Below are 19,435 nucleotides of genomic sequence, written 5' to 3' on the forward strand. Positions count from 1 at the left end.
AAGTAAGGTTTTACCTTACTTTTTTATATAGTTAGAACTTTATATAGTTAAAACAAAACTTGATAGTTTCAGGGGGAATATCATAATGAGGGATCTTGTAGATTTTATAGAAAAAGAGATTAATAAAAAGATAAATATTTTTGAATATAAAAATGAAGATTTAAAAGAAAATCAAGAATTAATAACTTTCAATAACTCCTTGTATGTAATTGAAATTGAAAAAGAGCGTATAAATATAATCCTAAACAATTATTATTACTTAGTATATCAACAAAATTTAGATTATTGTACTTTAGAAAATGTACTGTACAACTTATTCGAAAATATAAATGTAATAAAGTATAAAAAATATTTATTAATTACATCAAAATCAAAATTAAACATAGATAACAATACTACTGAAATAATAGAATTAGAAACATACTCAAAAACTTATATTTTTGATTTAGGTAAAATAGATGATATAGATATGTTAGATTTAAAATTAAGTTTATTCAATCAATTGTTACCTACTATCCAAAAAAATAATAACTCGAATAAATTTTTTTCAACTAAAGATTTAATTTTATCTAGAAGTATCTATACTTCTTCTAAAGATAAACATTTCTGTTCTTTAATAGACTTTAAAAGGATAAAAGATATGGATGAAAATTTGCTTTATACAGGTATTATTTTTATAGAAAATGATTTAAATATCTCTAAAACTTCATCCGCTTTATTTTTACATAGGAATACTTTAGTTTATAGATTGGAGAAAATAAAAGAACTCTTTAATTTAGATTTAAAAAATTTCAAGGATGCAATGGTGTTCTATTTAAGCATAAATACTTATTTCATATCTAGAAATCAATAAAAATAAACGCTGAGTTTAACTAACTTTCAGCGTTTATTTTTATTGATTTTATAAATTTCAATTATCTTATTCTATTTTTCAAAATATCTATTTAATAATCCTAAGAACGCTTTACCATGTCTTGCTTCATCTTTACACATTTCATGTACAGAATCATGTATAGCATCAAGGCCTAACTCTTTAGCTTTTTTAGCAAGTTTTAGCTTACCTTCAGCTGCACCATACTCAGCTTCGACTCTTGCTTTTAAATTATTTCTAGTTGATGCTTCAACTACTTCACCTAGCATTTCAGCAAATCTACTTGCATGATCTGCTTCTTCATAAGCTATTCTTGAATAAGCCTCTGCTACTTCTGGATATCCTTCTCTATCTGCTTGACGACTCATTGCTAAATACATACCAACTTCTGTACATTCACCCATGAAATTAGCTCTTAACCCTTCAAGTATTTCCGCATCTAAGCCTTGGCCCACACCTATTCTATGCTCATCAGCCCACTTTAGCTCACCTTTCATTTCTTCGAACTTTTCTGGTCCTACTCCACATACTGGGCATTTCTGTGGCTTATCCTCACCTTCATAAATATAACCACATACAGTACAAACCCATTTTTTCATTTTTAATTCCTCCTTGATATACATTAATATATTATGTATTTTCTGATAGTATAAATTTTGATTCAATTTATTAATAATTTAATTAAATAAATCATATTAATATTATTACTATTAGCTTTATTAATTATACTAAATCGGTTTTTACATCTAAATTTATACAGTGTATATTTTGCACCTTTACTTTACGCAATATTCATTTGTGCGCACTTTTCAAAGGAGGAATTATTTTGAGTTTTATAAGTATTTTTTTTACAGGATTCGCACTTGCAATGGATGCATTTGCAGTTTCTGTAACTAAAGGAATTTCTTTAAAAAATATAAATTTTAAGTTAGCTATTAAAATATCTTTATTTTTTGGAGTATTCCAAGGTCTTATGCCTCTTATTGGATGGTTTATAGGAATTAGATTTGAATCTTACATAAAATCAATAGATCATTGGATTGCATTTATATTACTTGGGTTTATTGGAGCTAAAATGATAATGGATGCTAATGAAGATGATTTTTCTAATTGTAATACTCTTATAAATACAAAAGAGTTATTATTTTTATCAGTTGCTACTAGCATAGATGCCCTAGCTGCTGGAGTAAGCTTTGCATTTTTAAATGAAGCTATACTTCCTATAGTATTATCAATTTCTGTAATTACCTTTATATTGTGTTTTTTTGGAGTTTTGCTTGGAAGCTCTATTGGCTCACTTTTTAAAAATTATGCTCAAATAGTTGGTGGTATTATATTAATATTGATAGGATTTAATATTCTTAATGACCATATAAATATAATAATGCTATTATTTTGATAGAATCCAAGAAGAAGCGACTCCTCTTGGTAAATCAGTATTAGTACTTAGAAATAATTATAATAAATAAACTAGGAAAGCAAAATTCCATTGATTCAACTCAATTGTCTCAATACACTAGTTTTTAATAATAAAAACAGAAGTGCTATCCTAAATATATCGCTTCTCTTTTTATGCTTTTTCTTCATTGAATAGTTACTATCTTTGTAGAACGTCAAGTTATATTGTTAAATTTTCATTAGATTGATAATCATCTTCTTGATTTACTAATGTTTTAATGTAAGAAATCAATAAAAATTTTTGATTAAGCAAATTCACAATATATCCCACAATTATTGCAGATATAATAGTTCCTAAACCTAAACCACTAAGTTTGCCAAAAAATAAAAAAGATAAAATAGTGGCTGTAGAAACTAATGTTATATCAAAAATAACTTTAACAGTTCCAAATCTCTTGTTTAATACAATTGATATTGCTCTAACAATTCCTTCTCCCGGAACTACTAATACATCCGGTGCAACTTCTATGGAAATTCCTAAGGCAAGAACACCACACCCGATTAATAAAGCAAATAGTCCAACCATAAAATTATTTACAGTTAGCCAACTTAATAAATTCATGCTTATATCAATACATGCACTAAATACCACATTTACAACAATTTGCAAAAACTGAATTGGTTCAAAATCTTTTTTTAACAATATAAATTGAGCTAAAATAAAAAACATATTTACTATAAAAGTAAATTGACCTAAGGTAAATGGAAATTTCATACTTAATACATAAGAAATACTAGAGATAGGAGAAGTACCTAATCCTGCTTTCGTTATTAATGCAATTCCAAAAGAATTTATAATAATTCCTATGATAAACCAAAAATATCTTTGTAGATGATTTTTCATAATATTATCCCTCCATTTTCAAATTATGTATTATTTTTTGCAAAGTCTGAATGAATATTATTTTATCTTCTTCATATATATCTTTCCATGCACTCTGGTCCACAGAACAACAAATTTTCTTTACTTCAAGGGCTATTTCTCTTCCTTTTTTCGTTAGCAAAATTATGGAACTTCGCTTATCGCTCTTATGAGGTGCCTTTTGGATTAAATCCACTTCTTTCATTTTATGTAAAAGGTAAGTAACTGTTGATTTATCAAGGGCACACCCCAAACCAATTTCTTTTTGAGTGCATCCATCATTTTCTAATAAAAATTCTAAAATTTTAGGCTGCCCTGGCATTAATCCTGTTTGACTTGTTTGTTTCACAATAGCTTTAGCTGAATAATTATATGAAATCAACAACAGCTTGTGTAGTTCATTATAATTCAATATATATCATCTCCTTCCCTTAAAATTAGTTTTTATTCAAACTATATTTAGTGTATATTATTTAAACTATTATGTCAACACTTTTGAAAGTTAAAACATTTTGTCCTAATTCAAATAAGACTATTCCTTCTGATGAAGATATAAAAAAACCTTTCAGTGCTCCTGTGTCTATTATTTATATATATTATCAAATGAAAAAAGGTAGGTGTGCTGTACTTGCTATAGATGAGTAAGTTTAGTTTATCTATTAGATTTAATGAGTAATTTTAATATATTGCGAACAATTTATGTCAAATTAGATAAATAACCATATCTTATAATTCAAATTATTGAAAATATTAAGATATGGTTATTTTTATTAGCTAATATAGGCTAATATTTAATTTTTTTAATAAATCAATAGGTTCATTTAAATTATAATCAGCATGTATTCCATCTAAATCTGACGCTCCCCAAAGCGCCAATGCAAAGTCCATACCAGCACATTTAGATGACTTATAATCTGCTATTGTATCTCCGACATAAATACAATCTTTAGGATTTATTCCCATCTTATTAGCTGCTATTAATAAGGGTTCCGGATGCGGTTTATGATTTTTTGTATCATCAGCTAATACTGCTGTATGTATATATTTATCTAACCCCGTTGGTATAAAATCAATTTCATACTGCTTCTTAGTTTTTGAGCTGGATATTCCACATTTAATTCCATTTTCATATAACTTTATTATAACTAAATCAAAGCCTTTATATAATTGTGCTTTTTCCTCAAATTCATTTACATACTTAACCCATCGTTTATACGTTTTTTCTATATCCTTAATCCCTAAAACTTCTAAAGTTTTAATACCTGTATATGCTTTAAATTTTAATAAATCATCATATTTTATATCTATGTTTAATTCTTCTTTTATTATCCTTTGAAGAGGTATTAGATTCATTCTTTCTGTATTTAAAATTGTTCCGTCAATATCAAAAATTATACCCTTATATTTCTTATCTATCATAATATATTCCCCCTATTTTTTACTATATATTATGTTAATTTTACATTTTTATATATACTAAAATATCATCAATCTGTATAATTATTTAAATTAATAATATTGGCTTCTTTTATATATTCTTCTATAATTACTCTTGCAATATTAAAATATCCATTACACTTATCTATTACAACTGCATCACTACTAACTACTCTATCTAATTTTTCTAAAATGATATCTGGATTATTTACTAGCCTAACATAAGCATCTATATTAAAATGCTTAAAAACTTCCATTATTTTGTTTTTTAATTTTCCAGAATTAGATACTGGTGAATCTAAATAAAAAATTACTGTCTTACAATTATTTTTATCTAAAAACTTCCCAATTAAATTTAAAGCTTCTTCTGTTTTATCAATTATTTTATATGTTCCTCTAAGACCTGCTAAATCTCTAATATTGTCATCATTACCTATTATTAATGTGCCTTTTGATAAAGCTACTTCTAAAGTTATTATTAAATTAAATCCATCTACGTATATAACATCATCCTTTATTTTTTCTATGGGTAATTTTTTATTTTCTCTTATTTCCTTTTGTTTTTTTGAACATATACATCTTTTTATAGAGTCTCTTTGTCTAGTTGAAAATTGGTATCTATTTGATACAAAATTTACTACTGAATCAAGCTTATACTCTCTGTCTATTAACCATTCAACTTCTTCTTTGGCTTTTTTTAATTTAATTAATTCTTTATTAGAAAACCACCTTTTATCATTTTCATCAAATCCTCTTCTAGATATTTTTGTCATGTTATAGACACCATCCTAAGTTTTTTATTCAATTCTTATAGTTCCAATTTGTTCTAACTCAAATAAATCGCCTTCTTGTTTTATTTCGTCTAATAACCATCTTCCATCTATACTGTCGAATTTCCAATACTCTACATAAGGTTTAGCTATATATTTATTTCCTTCAGTTATTTCCCCATTTTTTTCTATATAGTCTATCATAGATCCTTTAATTGCAATCCATATACTCTCAATATTTTCATTTTTATTGCTGTCTATACCAATTACTCTCATTGATATTAATTTTTCTTTTTTTAATATATTTCTTTCGTTTCTTACACTCATCCATTGAAGTTTTGTTCTGTGATTATTGTAAAGCTTTGATGTAGAATAATCAATAGCTATGTCTTGATCCATATTAGCCCAAGCTTTTGCTTGAATATAAAATGTATCACTTACATCTTTATATATTTTATTTAAACTATAGTTAGAGTTGTATAAACTTATTTCCTTTATAACACTATTGCACTCTTTTTCTTTTTTCATTACTTTAAACCTACTAATTATAGTATTTGTTCTTGATATCGATATCATAACACCTGTCATTGCTAATGATGTAACTGCAGAAGCAGTTGGATTTGTATTTGATCTATTATAACTACTTGATCCATGTCCTCCTGAAGAGCTGCCACCAGAACTACTGCCGCCTCCTGAAGATCCACCTCCACCTGGTCTAGCTAAAGATATAGATGTTAACATTATTATAAATATACTTGTACACATTATTATATTTATTTTTTTCAATTATAATCCCCTACCTAAACATTTAATTTCTATTTTAAATAATAATATCCAGTATTTTCTCATTCTATATTGCTCGTTATCTATAAGATATTTATATTTATATATTAAACATTAAAGTTTAATAAAAAAGGAATTAATAATATCAAATTAAATCTAATATTACTAATTCCTTTTATTATATCATAATCTTTTTCTTATTTATTTTTATCAACTAAATAAAGGGGTTCATTTTTATCATTTATTTTATCCTCTTTATTGTCTTCATATTCACTTCTAAAAGTATTATTAGAATTCAATATCTCTTCTTTATTATAATCATTGCTTATAAATGTAGTTGAAATTATAATTAACACTACTATACTAGCTATAATTATTGATCTTTTCATCATAATACCCCCTAAGCTTAAAATCTATTTTATCATTAATAGTTATTTTTAATTAAAATAATACTTAATACTATAATTCTTGATAATCTTATTATTAATTTTAATTATATCATATTTATTATACATATAAGTAATCATAGTCTAATATTCCATATATTTACCTAAATTACTTAAATTTCATACATATATTATATATATTAGACTTTAATTGCTAAATTCCTTTGCAATAATTTGAACTTTTTACAAATATTTCATATATTTTCAGACATTATAATATAAAATCTACGAAAATAACTTTCTTACTGCTTCAACTTGTCCTAGCTAATACTCAATTTAAATTCTATAATGTCTCGCCCTATAGGCCTTATTTAATTATATTTTAATTATTTTAATATTAATATAAAAAATCTATAAATTACATAAACTAAATTCATATAAATATTAGTGTTCTAATCTATTTTTGATATTAACTTATATTTTTGACCATTATCTATTTACAAACTATCGATAAATGTTATAATATAAAATGATTTTTAATACTAATAATATATTTTTTAATAAAAACTCGGAGGTATGACAAAATGAAAAATGTATTTAAAATCTTTAAAAAAGATTTGAAGGATATTTTTACCAACTTTGCATTACTTACCATTATAATTGGTCTTGCAGTACTACCTTCACTATATGCTTGGTTTAATATAAAAGCATCTTGGGATCCATATGGTAATACAGCAAATATAAAAGTTGCTGTTGTAAATGAAGATAAAGGAGCCAAAATCTTTGATAAAGATATTAACGTTGGTGATAAATTAATTGAAAAACTAAAAGATAATTCTTCTTTAGGGTGGCAATTTGTAAATAAAAATACTGCCTCTAAAGGTGTAGAAAACGGTACATATTATGCATCTATTGAAATACCATCTGATTTCTCTACTAATCTAACATCTTTAGTTAGTAGCGATGTAAAAAAAGGTGAAATTATATATACTGTCAATGAAAAAATAAATGCTATAGCACCAAAAATAACGGATAAAGGAGCTTCTACTATACAATTAGAAATTAATCAAACAGTTGTTAAAACAGTTAGTGAGATAATGTTTGAAGCTCTTAATGAAATTGGTGTTAGTTTAGAAAATGAACTACCTAAATTAACTCAAGTTGAAAATTCTTTAAAAGAAGTTCAAAATAAATTTAAAGATATAGATAAAACTATAGATTTAGCAGATGATGCTACTGTTCAGATAGCTGATATTGTAAAAAGTCTTCAAAATGATATGCCAGCAATAAAAACTACAATAGAAAATTCAATGGGGCTATCTGAAGATGTAAAAACATTTTTATCTGATACAAAAACAAGCATAGAAAGTATTAGCCCTGTTATTAAAAGCGACTTGGAAATACTAAATAGTGTATCATCTTCCGCTTCAACTGCAGTATCAGATATAATAGATGCCATTAATAAAGGTTATGAAAATGCGCCAGAATTAATAGATAGTTTATCTAATAAATTATCCAGTTTAGCCTCTACATCAGATACTTTAACTAACTTTTTAATTAAATTAGATAAATTAACGCCTGGTAACTCCTTACAAGGTGTTATTGCTCAATTAGAAAGTATAAATGATAAGTTAAACTCAGCTATTTCTGGATTAGACACTATAAAAAATCAAGTAGCTAATGGGCAAACACCTTCTCTATCTAACTTAAATGGTATACTAAAAGTAACTCAAGATATCAACAGTATAACATCAAATATATTAAATAATTTTGATTCGAAAATAGTTAATCCTATAAACAATATATTTGATAAAGGATTTACAGTTGCTAATAATGTCCTAGATGTTTTAAATAGAGCTGAAGATAAACTTCCTAAAGTAGATGAAGCTCTTTCAACTGCCTTAGAATTCTCAGGTAGTGCAAATGATACTGTAAACTTTATAAAAGATAAAATGCCTATGGCTAAGAATATAGTAGATGAATTAGTAGATGCTATATCTAAAGTTAATAATAGCGATGATATGAAGGAACTAATTAACCTATTACAAAGTGACATAATAACTCGTTCTGATTTCTTAAAACAGCCTGTTGATGTCGTTACTAATAGCTTATATCCAGTTAAAAACTATGGCTCTGCTATGACTCCATTTTATACTGTACTTTCGTTATGGGTAGGAGTACTATTACTTTGTTCTTTACTATCTACAGAAGTACATGGAGAATACAAACCATATGAAGTATACTTTGGTAGAGGACTTACATTCCTTACTATTGCATTAATTCAGGCTCTAATAGTAAGTTTAGGTGATATATTCTTATTAAAGGTTAGTATGGTAAATCCATTATTATTTGTTTTACTTTCACTATTTACTGCTTTAGTATTCACATTTATAGTTTATTCTTTAGTATCTGTGTTTGGTAATGTCGGTAAAGCAATAGGTGTAGTATTATTGGTTATACAAGTTGCAGGTTCTGGAGGAACATTCCCTATACAAGTAACACCTAAGTTCTTCCAAATGGTAAATCCATTATTACCATTTACTTATGCAATATCTGCTCAAAGAGAAGCAATTGCTGGTGTATATATGCCAAATTTAAACAAAGATATAATAGCTCTTTTAATATTCTTAGTAATATTTATTGTTCTTAATGTGATATTAAAAGGACCTATAAATAAAGTTATGTATAAATTTACGAAGAAACTAAGCGAAAGTAACTTGACAGAACATTAGAATTTATATATATAATTACTAGTAAAATAACATTATTTATAAAAAAAGTACCCTATTCTTTATAGATTTAGGGTACTTTTTTATTTATATACTTTCTTGTCTTATATTATCTATTATATTTTCTTTATTTATTTTCTTCATAGGTATATAAGAAGCTATAAATGTTATAGCAAATATACCTACAAAACATATTGCAACCGCTCCCCAAGGAAGTACCATACCAAGCTGTATAACATCTCCAAGAGTTTTATTCATAAGTATATCTATACTAATTCCGATTGGAACTCCATAAAGTAAGGCTAAAGCTCCATATAATAAACTTTCTAAATAGATCATCTTGTTAAATCCACTTTGTGTTACTCCAATTGATTTAATTATAGCAAGTTCTCTTTTTCTTAAATTTATATTTGTGCTTATTGTATTTACTATATTAGTTATACTTACTAAAGATATAACCGCAATAAATCCATATACAAATACTTTTATTGCTCTAGTTGATTCTTCCATTTCTTTAGCATATTCAATTTCATCATTAACTTTATATCCATATTTTGTTGCTAATTCTTTTACTGTATTCCTAGTATTTTCATCTTTATCTGTTAAAATGTGTATTCTACTTTTATCTATATCAAAACCTAATTTTTTACCTACTTCATCATAAGTTATAAAATCAATTCCCATATAAGATGATGATGCATTTCCTGGAAGTAAATCCTCTGTTGTAGCTAATACTTTTAGCTTTATATTCTTTCTTATTTCTTTATCATTTTTTTCATCATAACTTGTAACATAGGCATCTATTGTATCCCCTACTTTATAATTAGTTAAAGATACATCTCCTTTTTTTCCTGGTTCTTCATAATAACTTTTATTTCTTAGTATTATCCCATTTTCTTCTATAGCAGTTTTTTTATTAAAACTTCCACTCTTAAGTTTTAATTTACTTATAGCTTCTTCTCCAGGAAGTTTAACCATATTATTCATAAAATCATATACAATTTCATTATTTTTATTTTCTTTAGTGTAGTAGTTATCTATTAAGTCTTTATAGTCTTTATTTATATTACTTTCTTTAATATATGTCCCTATACCCCATTCACTGTTAATACTAAAGTTATTTACTCCATCAATCTTACTTAATTCTTCTTCCATATTATTGTCTTCTACAAGTCCATTTTTCCATAAGTATAAGTCATAATTCATTTGTCCAGCATAAACTTCATTAGACTTAACAAAAAGCTCCATAAATCCACTAAATGCAATAAATATTACTACACTTATTATTAATGAGAATAATGTTATTCTAAACTTCTTCTTATTTCTTCTTAGATTTTTATAAGCAATAACACCTTCTGTTTTAAATAATGCTCTAACTATTTTTGAGTCTTTAACTTTTCCTAATTTTAAATTACTACTATTTTTTATAGCTTCAAGAGGAGAAGTTTTTGCTGCTGTTATTGCTGGTAATATTGCTGATATCCCTATTGTAAGTAATACTATTACTATACTTCCTATAATTATATAATTATTATAAACTACTCTTAAATTCATTTCTGCAATAAAGGAGTTTCCAAAAAATTTCTGTATAAATTTAAATACCAAATCTATTGCTATTGTTCCACAAGCTATTCCAATTGGTATTGCTATTATACTTACTATAAGTGCTTCTACAAATACTAATTTCATAACTTGAGATTTTGTTGCACCTATAGAATTTAGTATTCCAAATTGCTTTTTTCGCTCACTTATTGATATGCTAAATGCATTATACACTGTAGCTATTGTACACACTACAACTAAAACTGTAACTATTAATATTATCATATATATAGTGTCATTTATATGTGTATATGCACTTGCACCTTGAAGTCTTAATAAATGTTCATTAAATGATAAATTTTCATAAAATATACCTTGTTCATTATTATAATATAGATTATCACCTTCATCTATATTACTTTCACTTACCATTTCTTTTACTTTTAATCCTAAATTTTTTGCTATTTTAGGAGCTATATCATAAATTTCAGCTGGCTTATTAGCACATATTGATACATTAACAGATTGATCTTCTTTTAATTTATTTACATCTAAATACGTTATGCCTGTAGTAACTTCACTACTACCTATTGCTTCAAATCCAGGTTTTTCAATAGTACCTACAATTTTTAATTCTTTTTGCTTAGTATCTACTATTTTTTCTTCATCATCAGATAACCATAAACTACCTTCAATATTATTTCCATCTTTATCTATTCTTCTACCAACATTAAGTGTTATAGTGTCTCCTATTTTCTTGTTGACAATATTTAAAGCTTCTTCAGTGATTACTATCTCTTTATCATTAACTGGTAACTTACCATCTTTTAATTTAATTTGATATCCTTCAAAAGCATTATTATCATATTCTTTTACTTGTATTACATTTTTCTTATCACTAGTTAGCTTGGCCGAACCTAAATTATTACTCAAAGCCGTTTTAGAAATGCCTGCACTTTTTGTTATTTTATCTAGGTTATCTTTTTTTATATCATAAAAAGTTGCGTGAAATTCACCATTTCCAGCTATGGTTTCTCTTATTTGATAATCCATAAAACTTTCAAATATATTTCCAATCCCACAAATTAATGCTGTTGATAGTATTATTCCTATTATTGTTACTATAGTTCTTTTTTTATTTTCTTTTAAATATCTTAAAGTTAGAGATGTGTATAAATTCATTTATATCACCTCATCTTGCTTTATAATTCCATCTTCTATAGTTATTACTCTATCTGCTTGTAGTGCAATATTAGCATCGTGTGTTATCATTATTAAAGTTTGATTGTACTTTTTAACGGATAATTTCAGTAATTCTAAAACCTCCTTAGAGTTTTTACTGTCTAAGTTTCCAGTAGGCTCATCAGCAAGAATTATTGCTGGTCTATTTATAAGTGCCCTACCTATAGAAGTTCTTTGTTGCTGTCCTCCACTTAGTTCGTTTGGAAGATGATTTTCTCTTCCATTTAACCCTAAAGTTTTTAGTAGATCTTCTAAATAATCTTTTTCTACTTTTCTATTATCTAATTCTGAAGGTAATAATATATTTTCTTTAGCACTAAGTACAGGTATTAAGTTATAGAATTGATATATTAAACCTACATTTCTTCTTCTAAATATAGATAAATCTTTTTCTTTTAAAGAATATATGTCTACATCATTAATGTACACTTTACCACTTGTAGGGCTATCTACACCTCCTAATAAATGTAGCAATGTACTTTTTCCACTTCCACTAGGTCCTACTATTGCAACAAACTCACCTTTATGTATTGATAAATTTACGTTTTTTAAAGCATCTACTTTAGCTTCACCATTGCCATAACTTTTAGTTAGATTTTCTACTTTTACTATTTCCATATTATCCTCCATAAACTTCTCATCTAAATTATCTTTTTGGTTATTAAACTCACATCTGTATTTTATAGTTTAAAGTTTAAGACTTACATTAAGGTGAATTTTAATATGACATATTAGTCACCGTAAGTTTTATGTAAGATTATATGAAACTCTGCACCCTTATTTTTTTCACTTTTCACATAGATATCACCATTTTGACTTTCTATTATAGATTTAGCCATTGCTAGTCCTATTCCAACACTATCTTCTTTTGTACTACTTTTACCTTTATAAAATCTTTTAAATATATTTGGCAAGTCATTTTTATCAATACCTTCTCCACTATCTTTTATAACTATTTCTGAATATAAAGGATTTTGATCATAGTTAATTTGTAACTTTCCACCTTTTGGAGTATGCTCTACACAATTTTTAATTACATTTACCAAGGCTTCTGTTGACCAATTTATATCTCCAATATAATAAATATTTTTATCTCCATTTATACTTAGATCTATATTTTTAAGTTCTATTGGGATTAAATTTGGTTGAAGAGACCTTTTTATCAATTCATTTATATTTACTTTTTCATTTTTAAAATCAATAACCTTTGCCTCCAATTTTGAAAGCTTTAACATGCTTTTTATTAACCATTCCATTCTTTTTAATTGTGATTTAATTTTGTCTAAAAACTCAATTTTAGTTTCTTTTGGAATATCTTCATACATTAAATCATTAAGTATTATAAGAGAAGTCATAGGTGTTCTTAGCTGATGTGATATATCTGATATCGTATCATTTAAAAATATTTTTTCTTTATTTAATAATTCTACTTTTTCCTTAAGGACAGTAGTCATTTTCAGTAACTCAGTCTTAAGTAGACCTATTTGACCTTCTTGATTTTTATTATTCATCTCAAAATTTCTACCTTCTGAGCTATTGTACACATAATCTGTCATATCTTTTATATCATTGTATATTTTTTTTAAATAATATATAACTAAAGCAAATATCATAACAAAAATTACAAATATTAATAAAGCATTTAAGTTAAATAATGATTTAATACTGGATGTTATAATTGGTTCATTTCTTAGACTTATACGATTATCATAATTATATTTTTCTAATATTTCTTTACCTAATTCTAAATTTTCTTTAGAGTTACCTTGAGTTATTATACTAACTATATTACTTTCCATATTAGGATTTTCAGATATTATATTTCCTATTAAAGCTTGATTATTCTCTACTACCTTATTTTTAATTATATTCACACTAAGAAAGCTAACACCTAGAGATAGCATTAATGAAACTAAAAATAATCCTATATATTTTATTATGAAACTTTTAACCTCTATATTAGATAGAAACATTACTTTCACATCCATTCCACTTATATCCTAACCCTCTAACTGTAAGTATATATTTTGGTTCACTTGAATCATCTTCTATCTTTTCTCTAAGTCGCTTTATATATACTGTAAGAGTATTATCATTAACAAAATCATATGTAACATCCCATAGTTTTTCCAGTATTTGAGCTCTACTTAATACTGTATTTTTATTTTTTATTAAGATTAATAATAATTTATATTCTACCGAAGTTAAGAAAATCTCTTCTCCATTTTTATATACTCTTGCTTCTAGAGTATGTATGCTTAAGCTACCAAACTTTAGTATTTTTTTACTTTCATTACTATTTACTCTTCTTCTAAGAACTGCATTTATTCTTGAAATAAGCTCTCTAACTCTAAATGGCTTAGTAATATAGTCATCTCCTCCTATATCTAAACCCATAACAACATTTACTTCTTCGTCACATGCAGTTAGAAAAATTATCGGTATATCTTTATTTTCTCTTATTTCTTCACATAACTTATACCCACTACCATCTGGAAGCATAACATCTAAAAGAATAATATTATAATCATTTTCATTAATTATTTTTCTTGCACTTTCTAAATCTTTACATATATCTATATTAAACCCTTCTTGTTCTAGTGCATACTTCACACCAAAAGCAATTGTGCTGTCATCTTCTACTAAAAGAACTCTTTTCATATCTTCCTCCATATTCATTATTTACAAATTTCTTTTATAGTTATTATACAATAACTAAATTAATATAATATTATAAATTACATAATAGTCACATTTATTACACGCAAAAAGAGATTTAAAGAAATGCCTTACTTTGATTAGTTTAACATTTCTTTAAATCTCTTTTATTACAATTTTATTATTAAAAAGTTTTGTTGTTGGCTTATAATAGGATCACCACAACAAGCATGTTACTCATATTTAAATTAATTATAATATAATTTTGTTGATACGGTCAACTCTTTTTTCATAACTCTGAATAAAAGTTACAATTTTTATTCATCATATTTGTCATACTCATCTTCTTCAAAGTCACTTTTATCTAAATCAATATCATCCTTATTTACTTTAGTTTGATCTATATAGTGTCCCAATTCTTTTGGAGATACTATCTCATCATTTTCAAAGCTTAATCTTCTAGAATTAAATTCATCTACTTTTTCTTTTAATTCTTCATCTTCATTTTTATGCTTAGCATAATCTTCTTCTACATCTTCTTCAAAAGATTTTAAATATCTTAAATCTTCTTCAATTGATTTATCATATATATAATTTTTTATAGCTTTATATGAAAAGTATACACCTACTCCTGCTAGTGCTACTACACCAGCGTAAATTAGAGTATTTTTACTTTCTTCCATTTTTTTTTCAGCTTCTCTTTGTAGCGCTTTAGTTACCATACATTTTATCATAAAACTTCACTCTCCTAGTATTTTTATGCTAAATATAGTATCTGTATTATTTTAATAAAAATGCCTGGTAACTATAGTTTAAATATCTGATAGTTCAAGTCTTGTTTTTTCATCTAATTGATTTTTATCCAATAATTCAATATCATCTTCATATTCTTCTGTTTTTGCTTTATCATCTTTTTGAAAAATTAATTTCACCATAGTTCCCTTATTCTCTACACTACTTATATCTATTGCTCCATTTAAAGCTTCCACCATTTGTTTTACTATACTAAGGCCAATTCCACTTCCTTCTTTTGTCTTAATAGTATTTCTCTCAGCTCTTTCAAACCTTTCAAATATAGTTTTCAATTGATGTTTTGGAATTCCCACACCAGTATCCTTTATAACAATTATAATAAGCTGCTTTGTTTCTTCTATTTTTACTTCTATACTTCCATTTTCTTTATTATATTTAATTGCATTTGAAAGTAAATTGAGCATTATTTTTTCCATAAACTCTACATCTGTTGAAGAATATATTTCTTCTTCTTCTGTATCAAAAATTAAATTTATATTTTTATCTTTTGCATAGTTTAAAACTGATGTAGTTATGTCCTCTACTAAACTTACTATATTTACATATTTTAGGTTTACATGAGGAATATCATTTTCTAACTTTATAGAATCAATAAAGTTATTAGTAAGTCTTATGAGCCTATTACAATTTTGTTTTATCATTCTATTAAACTCAATTAGATTATCATAATTTTTATTTTTTATATTTAAATCTTGCACCTGAGCTGTAGAATAAATTACATTTATTGGAGTTTTAAAATCATGTGATATATTTGATAATACTTGATTTTTTATTTCCTCCATTGTTTTATTATATTCTAATTCTTCTTTTATCTTTGTAAACTTTATCTTATCTTCCATATTTTTAATAATTGATATACAAAGTATTTTATTTTTTTTCTTTTTAATTATTGTAGTTTGTTCTCCATAAAAATCTATACCATTAAATTTATACTTTAAATTAGAATGAATTATAGGTTTTTCTGTGTTAAAAATATCTTTTATGATTTCTTTCTCTTTGATATCAACAATATCATCAAGAGTTTTACCTAATATATGGCTACTATCATATAAATTGAAAAATTCATTAATTTTTTCATTTGCAAATACTATAATCCCATCCTCATATACAATAACCCCATCTGGAAGATGCATTAATACCTCTTCATATCGATTTTTATAGTCCTTTAACTCTTTACTGGCTTCTTCTAACTTTTCTTTTTCTCTTAATAAGTTCCTATAAAGCATTTGATTTGGTCGTCTAATTATATCCATATAACATATTCTAGCCATACATATAGAATATATAATATTTATTCCTAATATTAGAATAGATAAATACATTTTAGGAAAATTAAAATATCTAATAATAATGCTAAATATAAGGAGCATTATTAAATGTAATATTCTAGTAATACTGTATATAAGTAAATCTCTTAAAGTCCTTTTAGAAACTCTATTTGATATATTGCTCAGATTTTTTATTATATATAACATACCTAATACATATACTATATATATTAAGGCTATGTTAGCTAACTTCGTGATTAATTATATATAACATAGGCTATAATATAGATATAAACTATATTTCAACTAATTTACAGGAAGGATACCTAATATTATGTCAAAAATAGATATAAAAGCTATGATAAAAGATTTAAAAAAGAATGAACTTACAGAGTTAATTTCAGTAGCACAAGAAGTATTAAGTACTTTATTTAATTCTTCTGAAATTAGAGATAATGTTAAAGAAAGTAGATTTTCCAAGGGATACGAATGTCCAAAATGTCAATGTAAAGATGTAAATAAAAATGGGAAATCTAACGGAAGACAAAGATATATTTGTAAACGTTGTCGCACAAGTTTTGATGAGTTTACTATGTCTCCATTCTCTAATACAAAATTAGGCTTAGATAAATGGTTAAAATACTGTGAATTAATGATATTAGGACTTTCTATAAGAAAATGTGCTGAAGAAGTCGGAGTAGGTGTTAAAACGTCTTTTTACATGCGTCATAGGATACTTGATGTAATCAATCTATCATTAAAAAATGATAAGGTTGAAGGTATAGTTGAAGTAGATGAATGCTTTATTAAAGAGTCTTTTAAAGGCAATCATTCTAAAAGTACTACATTTGTAATGCCTAGAAACCCTAGAAAAAGAGGTAAAGGTAAAAATGATAAGAAGAAAAGAGGAATATCAAAAGAGCAGATTTGTATAGAGACAGCAATTGATAGAAAAGGAAATATCCTTATGAGTGCTGTTTGTAACGGTAGAATTACAACAAATCAAATAGTTAACTTCTTTGACAATAAAATATGTGAAGAGACTACTTTTTGCGTAGATTCACATAAATCATATATAGGAATAAAGGACAAGTTGAACATAGAATTAAAGCAAGTTCCTAGAGGAAAATCAATGATAGATAGTGTTTATCATTTACAGCATATAAATGCTCTTCACAGTAGTTTTAAGAGATGGTTAATGCCTTTTAATGGTGTATCCACAAAATATATCAACAATTATTTGGCTTGGTTTAAATTTCTCCAACTAAGTAAGAAGAATAAAAAGGGTGACCGAATTAAAGATATGCTAGTGAATGTAGCTACTAAGGATACATATGTAACTAGAGAAACTATTAGAAATAGATTCATTGAGTTAACCTAAAATAAGGAACTTTACTTCAAATTAATGAAACCATTTTGTAATTGGAAAATAATTGAATATTTTGTATAATATAATCAAGTTCGCAATTGTTATAAAGTGTGAATTAGAAAATAAAAATAGGAGATATTTTATGAGAAAGTATATTTTAATATCATGTATTTGTGCGTGTATATTATCATTAATAGTAGGTTTGGAAAATATTGATTCTAATAAATCAGATGTAGATGAATCAACCAAAGTAGAAGCACAGAATGAGAATGTAATTGATTTTTATGAAAATCCAGTTTTAGTTGATAATGAAGATTTAAAAATAAGTGCTGTAAATCTTCATTATAAGGACAATGCTGGTATGATTGAACTAATCATAGAAAATAAATCTGATGAATTGATTTCTGTAAATTTAGATAAACTATTTTTTAGCGATAAAGAAAGAGATGCACACCTTTCATGCAATATAAATTCAAACTCTAGTGCTAATGAATACATATATATAGAAAGTATTACTTCAATAAATGATTTTCATGACAAAATAGAAGGAACTTTAAATGTTTTAATGAATAAAAATAATAACCAGTATGAGTTTATGTTTAAAGGATAATTTACAATTTTAATCTATTACGAATAATTTATAGTAAGTTATAGAAGCAACCACATCTTAGAATTCAATGTATTGAAAAGTCTAAGGTGTGGTTCTTTTTATGCAATATTTATCACGAAGAGGGCTAACATAGCCTATATTAAAAACACAAAAATATCTAATCCTTTTGATGTATAAATTTCAGGAATTAATGATGTCTTACAAATTATAAACAATGATGCTATAGTAAAAATAATTGCTATATTAACTAGATTCTTCATATTTAGCTCTTTTTTATAATTTAATATCCATATAAATAAAATTACTTCTAATCCTATAGCAGTTGCTGAAATGTGTCTAGATATACTTATATATTCAAGATTATTACTAAAAGATAGTCTAGAAAGTGCATTTACCAAATTTATTATTCCTGTGAAAGCAAATATAAATGATATATATTTATACATATTGTCTTTGTTTATGTCAAAATAAGATTTGTTTACTAAAAATCCACATATTCCTATTGTACTATTTAGTATAAGAACTATACTACACATATATTCAAAATCTAAATTTCCCAACAGTATGTAAGTAATAATTAAAATAAAAGAGTATACTTTAATTATCGTTTTTGCACATTCACTCATAAATTTATAAT

At 25.5% G+C, this 19,435-nt stretch carries 19 protein-coding genes; 5 read left to right on the forward strand and 14 right to left on the reverse strand.

Annotated elements, in window-relative coordinates:
* Window positions 1-85 precede the first annotated feature (85 nt).
* Window positions 86-853 (forward strand): PucR family transcriptional regulator, encoded by a 768-nt coding sequence (locus tag HF520_RS07755; protein ID WP_168573477.1) that lies wholly within the window; start codon window positions 86-88, stop codon window positions 851-853.
* A 71-nt stretch (window positions 854-924) separates the two neighbouring features.
* On the opposite strand, the gene HF520_RS07760 is transcribed toward HF520_RS07755, so the two are convergent.
* A complete protein-coding gene (locus tag HF520_RS07760; RefSeq protein WP_168573478.1) occupies window positions 925-1,470 on the reverse strand; it encodes an NADH peroxidase in 546 nt (181 codons plus the stop codon).
* A 227-nt stretch (window positions 1,471-1,697) separates the two neighbouring features.
* On the opposite strand from HF520_RS07760, the gene HF520_RS07765 reads away from it, so the two are divergent.
* On the forward strand, window positions 1,698-2,270 hold the full coding sequence (locus HF520_RS07765) for a manganese efflux pump MntP (RefSeq protein ID WP_168573479.1): 573 nt from the start codon (window positions 1,698-1,700) through the stop codon (window positions 2,268-2,270).
* 219 nt (window positions 2,271-2,489) lie between these two features.
* Here HF520_RS07765 and HF520_RS07770 read toward each other — a convergent pair whose 3' ends face one another.
* The 6 genes from HF520_RS07770 to HF520_RS07795 all read right to left on the reverse strand — a co-directional run bounded on the left by HF520_RS07770 (window position 2,490) and on the right by HF520_RS07795 (window position 6,570).
* Window positions 2,490-3,173, reverse strand: coding sequence for a YczE/YyaS/YitT family protein (locus tag HF520_RS07770; protein ID WP_168573480.1), 684 nt, complete (start codon window positions 3,171-3,173; stop codon window positions 2,490-2,492).
* 4 nt (window positions 3,174-3,177) lie between these two features.
* Window positions 3,178-3,603 carry a MarR family winged helix-turn-helix transcriptional regulator gene (locus HF520_RS07775; RefSeq protein ID WP_168573481.1) on the reverse strand — a complete coding sequence of 142 codons (426 nt, stop codon included), beginning with the start codon at window positions 3,601-3,603 and terminating at the stop codon, window positions 3,178-3,180.
* A 362-nt stretch (window positions 3,604-3,965) separates the two neighbouring features.
* On the reverse strand, window positions 3,966-4,610 hold the full coding sequence (locus tag HF520_RS07780; protein WP_168573482.1) for an HAD family hydrolase: 645 nt from the start codon (window positions 4,608-4,610) through the stop codon (window positions 3,966-3,968).
* Window positions 4,611-4,678: 68 nt separating this feature from the next.
* The gene (locus HF520_RS07785; RefSeq protein ID WP_168573483.1) at window positions 4,679-5,401 is read right to left on the reverse strand and encodes a DUF434 domain-containing protein; all 723 of its coding nucleotides are present in this window, start codon (window positions 5,399-5,401) and stop codon (window positions 4,679-4,681) included.
* Window positions 5,402-5,425: 24 nt separating this feature from the next.
* Entirely contained in the window at window positions 5,426-6,184 is a 759-nt protein-coding gene (locus HF520_RS07790; protein WP_168573484.1) for a hypothetical protein, read from the reverse strand.
* A 194-nt stretch (window positions 6,185-6,378) separates the two neighbouring features.
* The gene (locus HF520_RS07795; protein WP_168573485.1) at window positions 6,379-6,570 is read right to left on the reverse strand and encodes a hypothetical protein; all 192 of its coding nucleotides are present in this window, start codon (window positions 6,568-6,570) and stop codon (window positions 6,379-6,381) included.
* Window positions 6,571-7,151: 581 nt separating this feature from the next.
* On the opposite strand from HF520_RS07795, the gene HF520_RS07800 reads away from it, so the two are divergent.
* Window positions 7,152-9,299 (forward strand): YhgE/Pip domain-containing protein, encoded by a 2,148-nt coding sequence (locus HF520_RS07800; RefSeq protein ID WP_168573486.1) that lies wholly within the window; start codon window positions 7,152-7,154, stop codon window positions 9,297-9,299.
* A gap of 84 nt (window positions 9,300-9,383) precedes the next feature.
* Here the strand turns inward: HF520_RS07800 and HF520_RS07805 are convergent, their stop codons facing one another.
* The 6 genes from HF520_RS07805 to HF520_RS07830 all read right to left on the reverse strand — a co-directional run bounded on the left by HF520_RS07805 (window position 9,384) and on the right by HF520_RS07830 (window position 16,804).
* Window positions 9,384-12,020 (reverse strand): ABC transporter permease, encoded by a 2,637-nt coding sequence (locus tag HF520_RS07805; protein ID WP_168573487.1) that lies wholly within the window; start codon window positions 12,018-12,020, stop codon window positions 9,384-9,386.
* Window positions 12,021-12,698: an ABC transporter ATP-binding protein gene (locus HF520_RS07810; RefSeq protein WP_168573488.1), complete on the reverse strand. Its 678-nt coding sequence runs from the start codon at window positions 12,696-12,698 to the stop codon at window positions 12,021-12,023.
* 113 nt (window positions 12,699-12,811) lie between these two features.
* Window positions 12,812-14,068, reverse strand: a complete 1,257-nt coding sequence (locus HF520_RS07815; protein WP_243155126.1) for a sensor histidine kinase — start codon at window positions 14,066-14,068, stop codon at window positions 12,812-12,814.
* Window positions 14,040-14,741: a response regulator transcription factor gene (locus tag HF520_RS07820; RefSeq protein WP_168573489.1), complete on the reverse strand. Its 702-nt coding sequence runs from the start codon at window positions 14,739-14,741 to the stop codon at window positions 14,040-14,042. The genes HF520_RS07815 and HF520_RS07820 overlap by 29 nt, the downstream gene beginning before the upstream one ends.
* A gap of 314 nt (window positions 14,742-15,055) precedes the next feature.
* Window positions 15,056-15,472: a hypothetical protein gene (locus tag HF520_RS07825; protein WP_168573490.1), complete on the reverse strand. Its 417-nt coding sequence runs from the start codon at window positions 15,470-15,472 to the stop codon at window positions 15,056-15,058.
* Between the two features lie 78 nt (window positions 15,473-15,550).
* Window positions 15,551-16,804, reverse strand: a complete 1,254-nt coding sequence (locus HF520_RS07830) for a sensor histidine kinase (protein WP_168573491.1) — start codon at window positions 16,802-16,804, stop codon at window positions 15,551-15,553.
* 349 nt (window positions 16,805-17,153) lie between these two features.
* Between HF520_RS07830 and HF520_RS07835 the strand changes: the two genes are divergently transcribed.
* Both HF520_RS07835 and HF520_RS07840 read left to right on the forward strand, forming a co-directional pair.
* On the forward strand, window positions 17,154-18,200 hold the full coding sequence (locus HF520_RS07835; protein ID WP_168572168.1) for an IS1595 family transposase: 1,047 nt from the start codon (window positions 17,154-17,156) through the stop codon (window positions 18,198-18,200).
* Window positions 18,201-18,330: 130 nt separating this feature from the next.
* Window positions 18,331-18,798: a hypothetical protein gene (locus HF520_RS07840; protein WP_168572169.1), complete on the forward strand. Its 468-nt coding sequence runs from the start codon at window positions 18,331-18,333 to the stop codon at window positions 18,796-18,798.
* 134 nt (window positions 18,799-18,932) lie between these two features.
* On the opposite strand, the gene HF520_RS07845 is transcribed toward HF520_RS07840, so the two are convergent.
* Window positions 18,933-19,424: a hypothetical protein gene (locus tag HF520_RS07845; RefSeq protein WP_168573492.1), complete on the reverse strand. Its 492-nt coding sequence runs from the start codon at window positions 19,422-19,424 to the stop codon at window positions 18,933-18,935.
* Between the last annotated feature and the right edge of the window lie 11 nt (window positions 19,425-19,435).

It is taken from the genome of Romboutsia sp. CE17, assembly GCF_012317385.1.
Taxonomy (GTDB): Bacteria; Bacillota; Clostridia; order Peptostreptococcales; family Peptostreptococcaceae; genus Romboutsia_E.

Bases quoted from the DNA above. Each gene is read 5' to 3' on its own strand.
- HF520_RS07835 (WP_168572168.1), top strand. From the start codon at position 17,154: ATGTCAAAAATAGATATAAAAGCTATGATAAAAGATTTAAAAAAGAAT.
- HF520_RS07795 (WP_168573485.1), bottom strand. From the start codon at position 6,570: ATGAAAAGATCAATAATTATAGCTAGTATAGTAGTGTTAATTATAATT.
- HF520_RS07800 (WP_168573486.1), top strand. From the start codon at position 7,152: ATGAAAAATGTATTTAAAATCTTTAAAAAAGATTTGAAGGATATTTTT.
- HF520_RS07830 (WP_168573491.1), bottom strand. From the start codon at position 16,804: ATGGATATAATTAGACGACCAAATCAAATGCTTTATAGGAACTTATTA.
- HF520_RS07845 (WP_168573492.1), bottom strand. From the start codon at position 19,424: ATGAGTGAATGTGCAAAAACGATAATTAAAGTATACTCTTTTATTTTA.
- HF520_RS07780 (WP_168573482.1), bottom strand. From the start codon at position 4,610: ATGATAGATAAGAAATATAAGGGTATAATTTTTGATATTGACGGAACA.
- HF520_RS07770 (WP_168573480.1), bottom strand. From the start codon at position 3,173: ATGAAAAATCATCTACAAAGATATTTTTGGTTTATCATAGGAATTATT.
- HF520_RS07755 (WP_168573477.1), top strand. From the start codon at position 86: ATGAGGGATCTTGTAGATTTTATAGAAAAAGAGATTAATAAAAAGATA.
- HF520_RS07820 (WP_168573489.1), bottom strand. From the start codon at position 14,741: ATGAAAAGAGTTCTTTTAGTAGAAGATGACAGCACAATTGCTTTTGGT.
- HF520_RS07805 (WP_168573487.1), bottom strand. From the start codon at position 12,020: ATGAATTTATACACATCTCTAACTTTAAGATATTTAAAAGAAAATAAA.
- HF520_RS07825 (WP_168573490.1), bottom strand. From the start codon at position 15,472: ATGATAAAATGTATGGTAACTAAAGCGCTACAAAGAGAAGCTGAAAAA.
- HF520_RS07810 (WP_168573488.1), bottom strand. From the start codon at position 12,698: ATGGAAATAGTAAAAGTAGAAAATCTAACTAAAAGTTATGGCAATGGT.
- HF520_RS07840 (WP_168572169.1), top strand. From the start codon at position 18,331: ATGAGAAAGTATATTTTAATATCATGTATTTGTGCGTGTATATTATCA.
- HF520_RS07785 (WP_168573483.1), bottom strand. From the start codon at position 5,401: ATGACAAAAATATCTAGAAGAGGATTTGATGAAAATGATAAAAGGTGG.
- HF520_RS07760 (WP_168573478.1), bottom strand. From the start codon at position 1,470: ATGAAAAAATGGGTTTGTACTGTATGTGGTTATATTTATGAAGGTGAG.
- HF520_RS07815 (WP_243155126.1), bottom strand. From the start codon at position 14,068: ATGGATGTGAAAGTAATGTTTCTATCTAATATAGAGGTTAAAAGTTTC.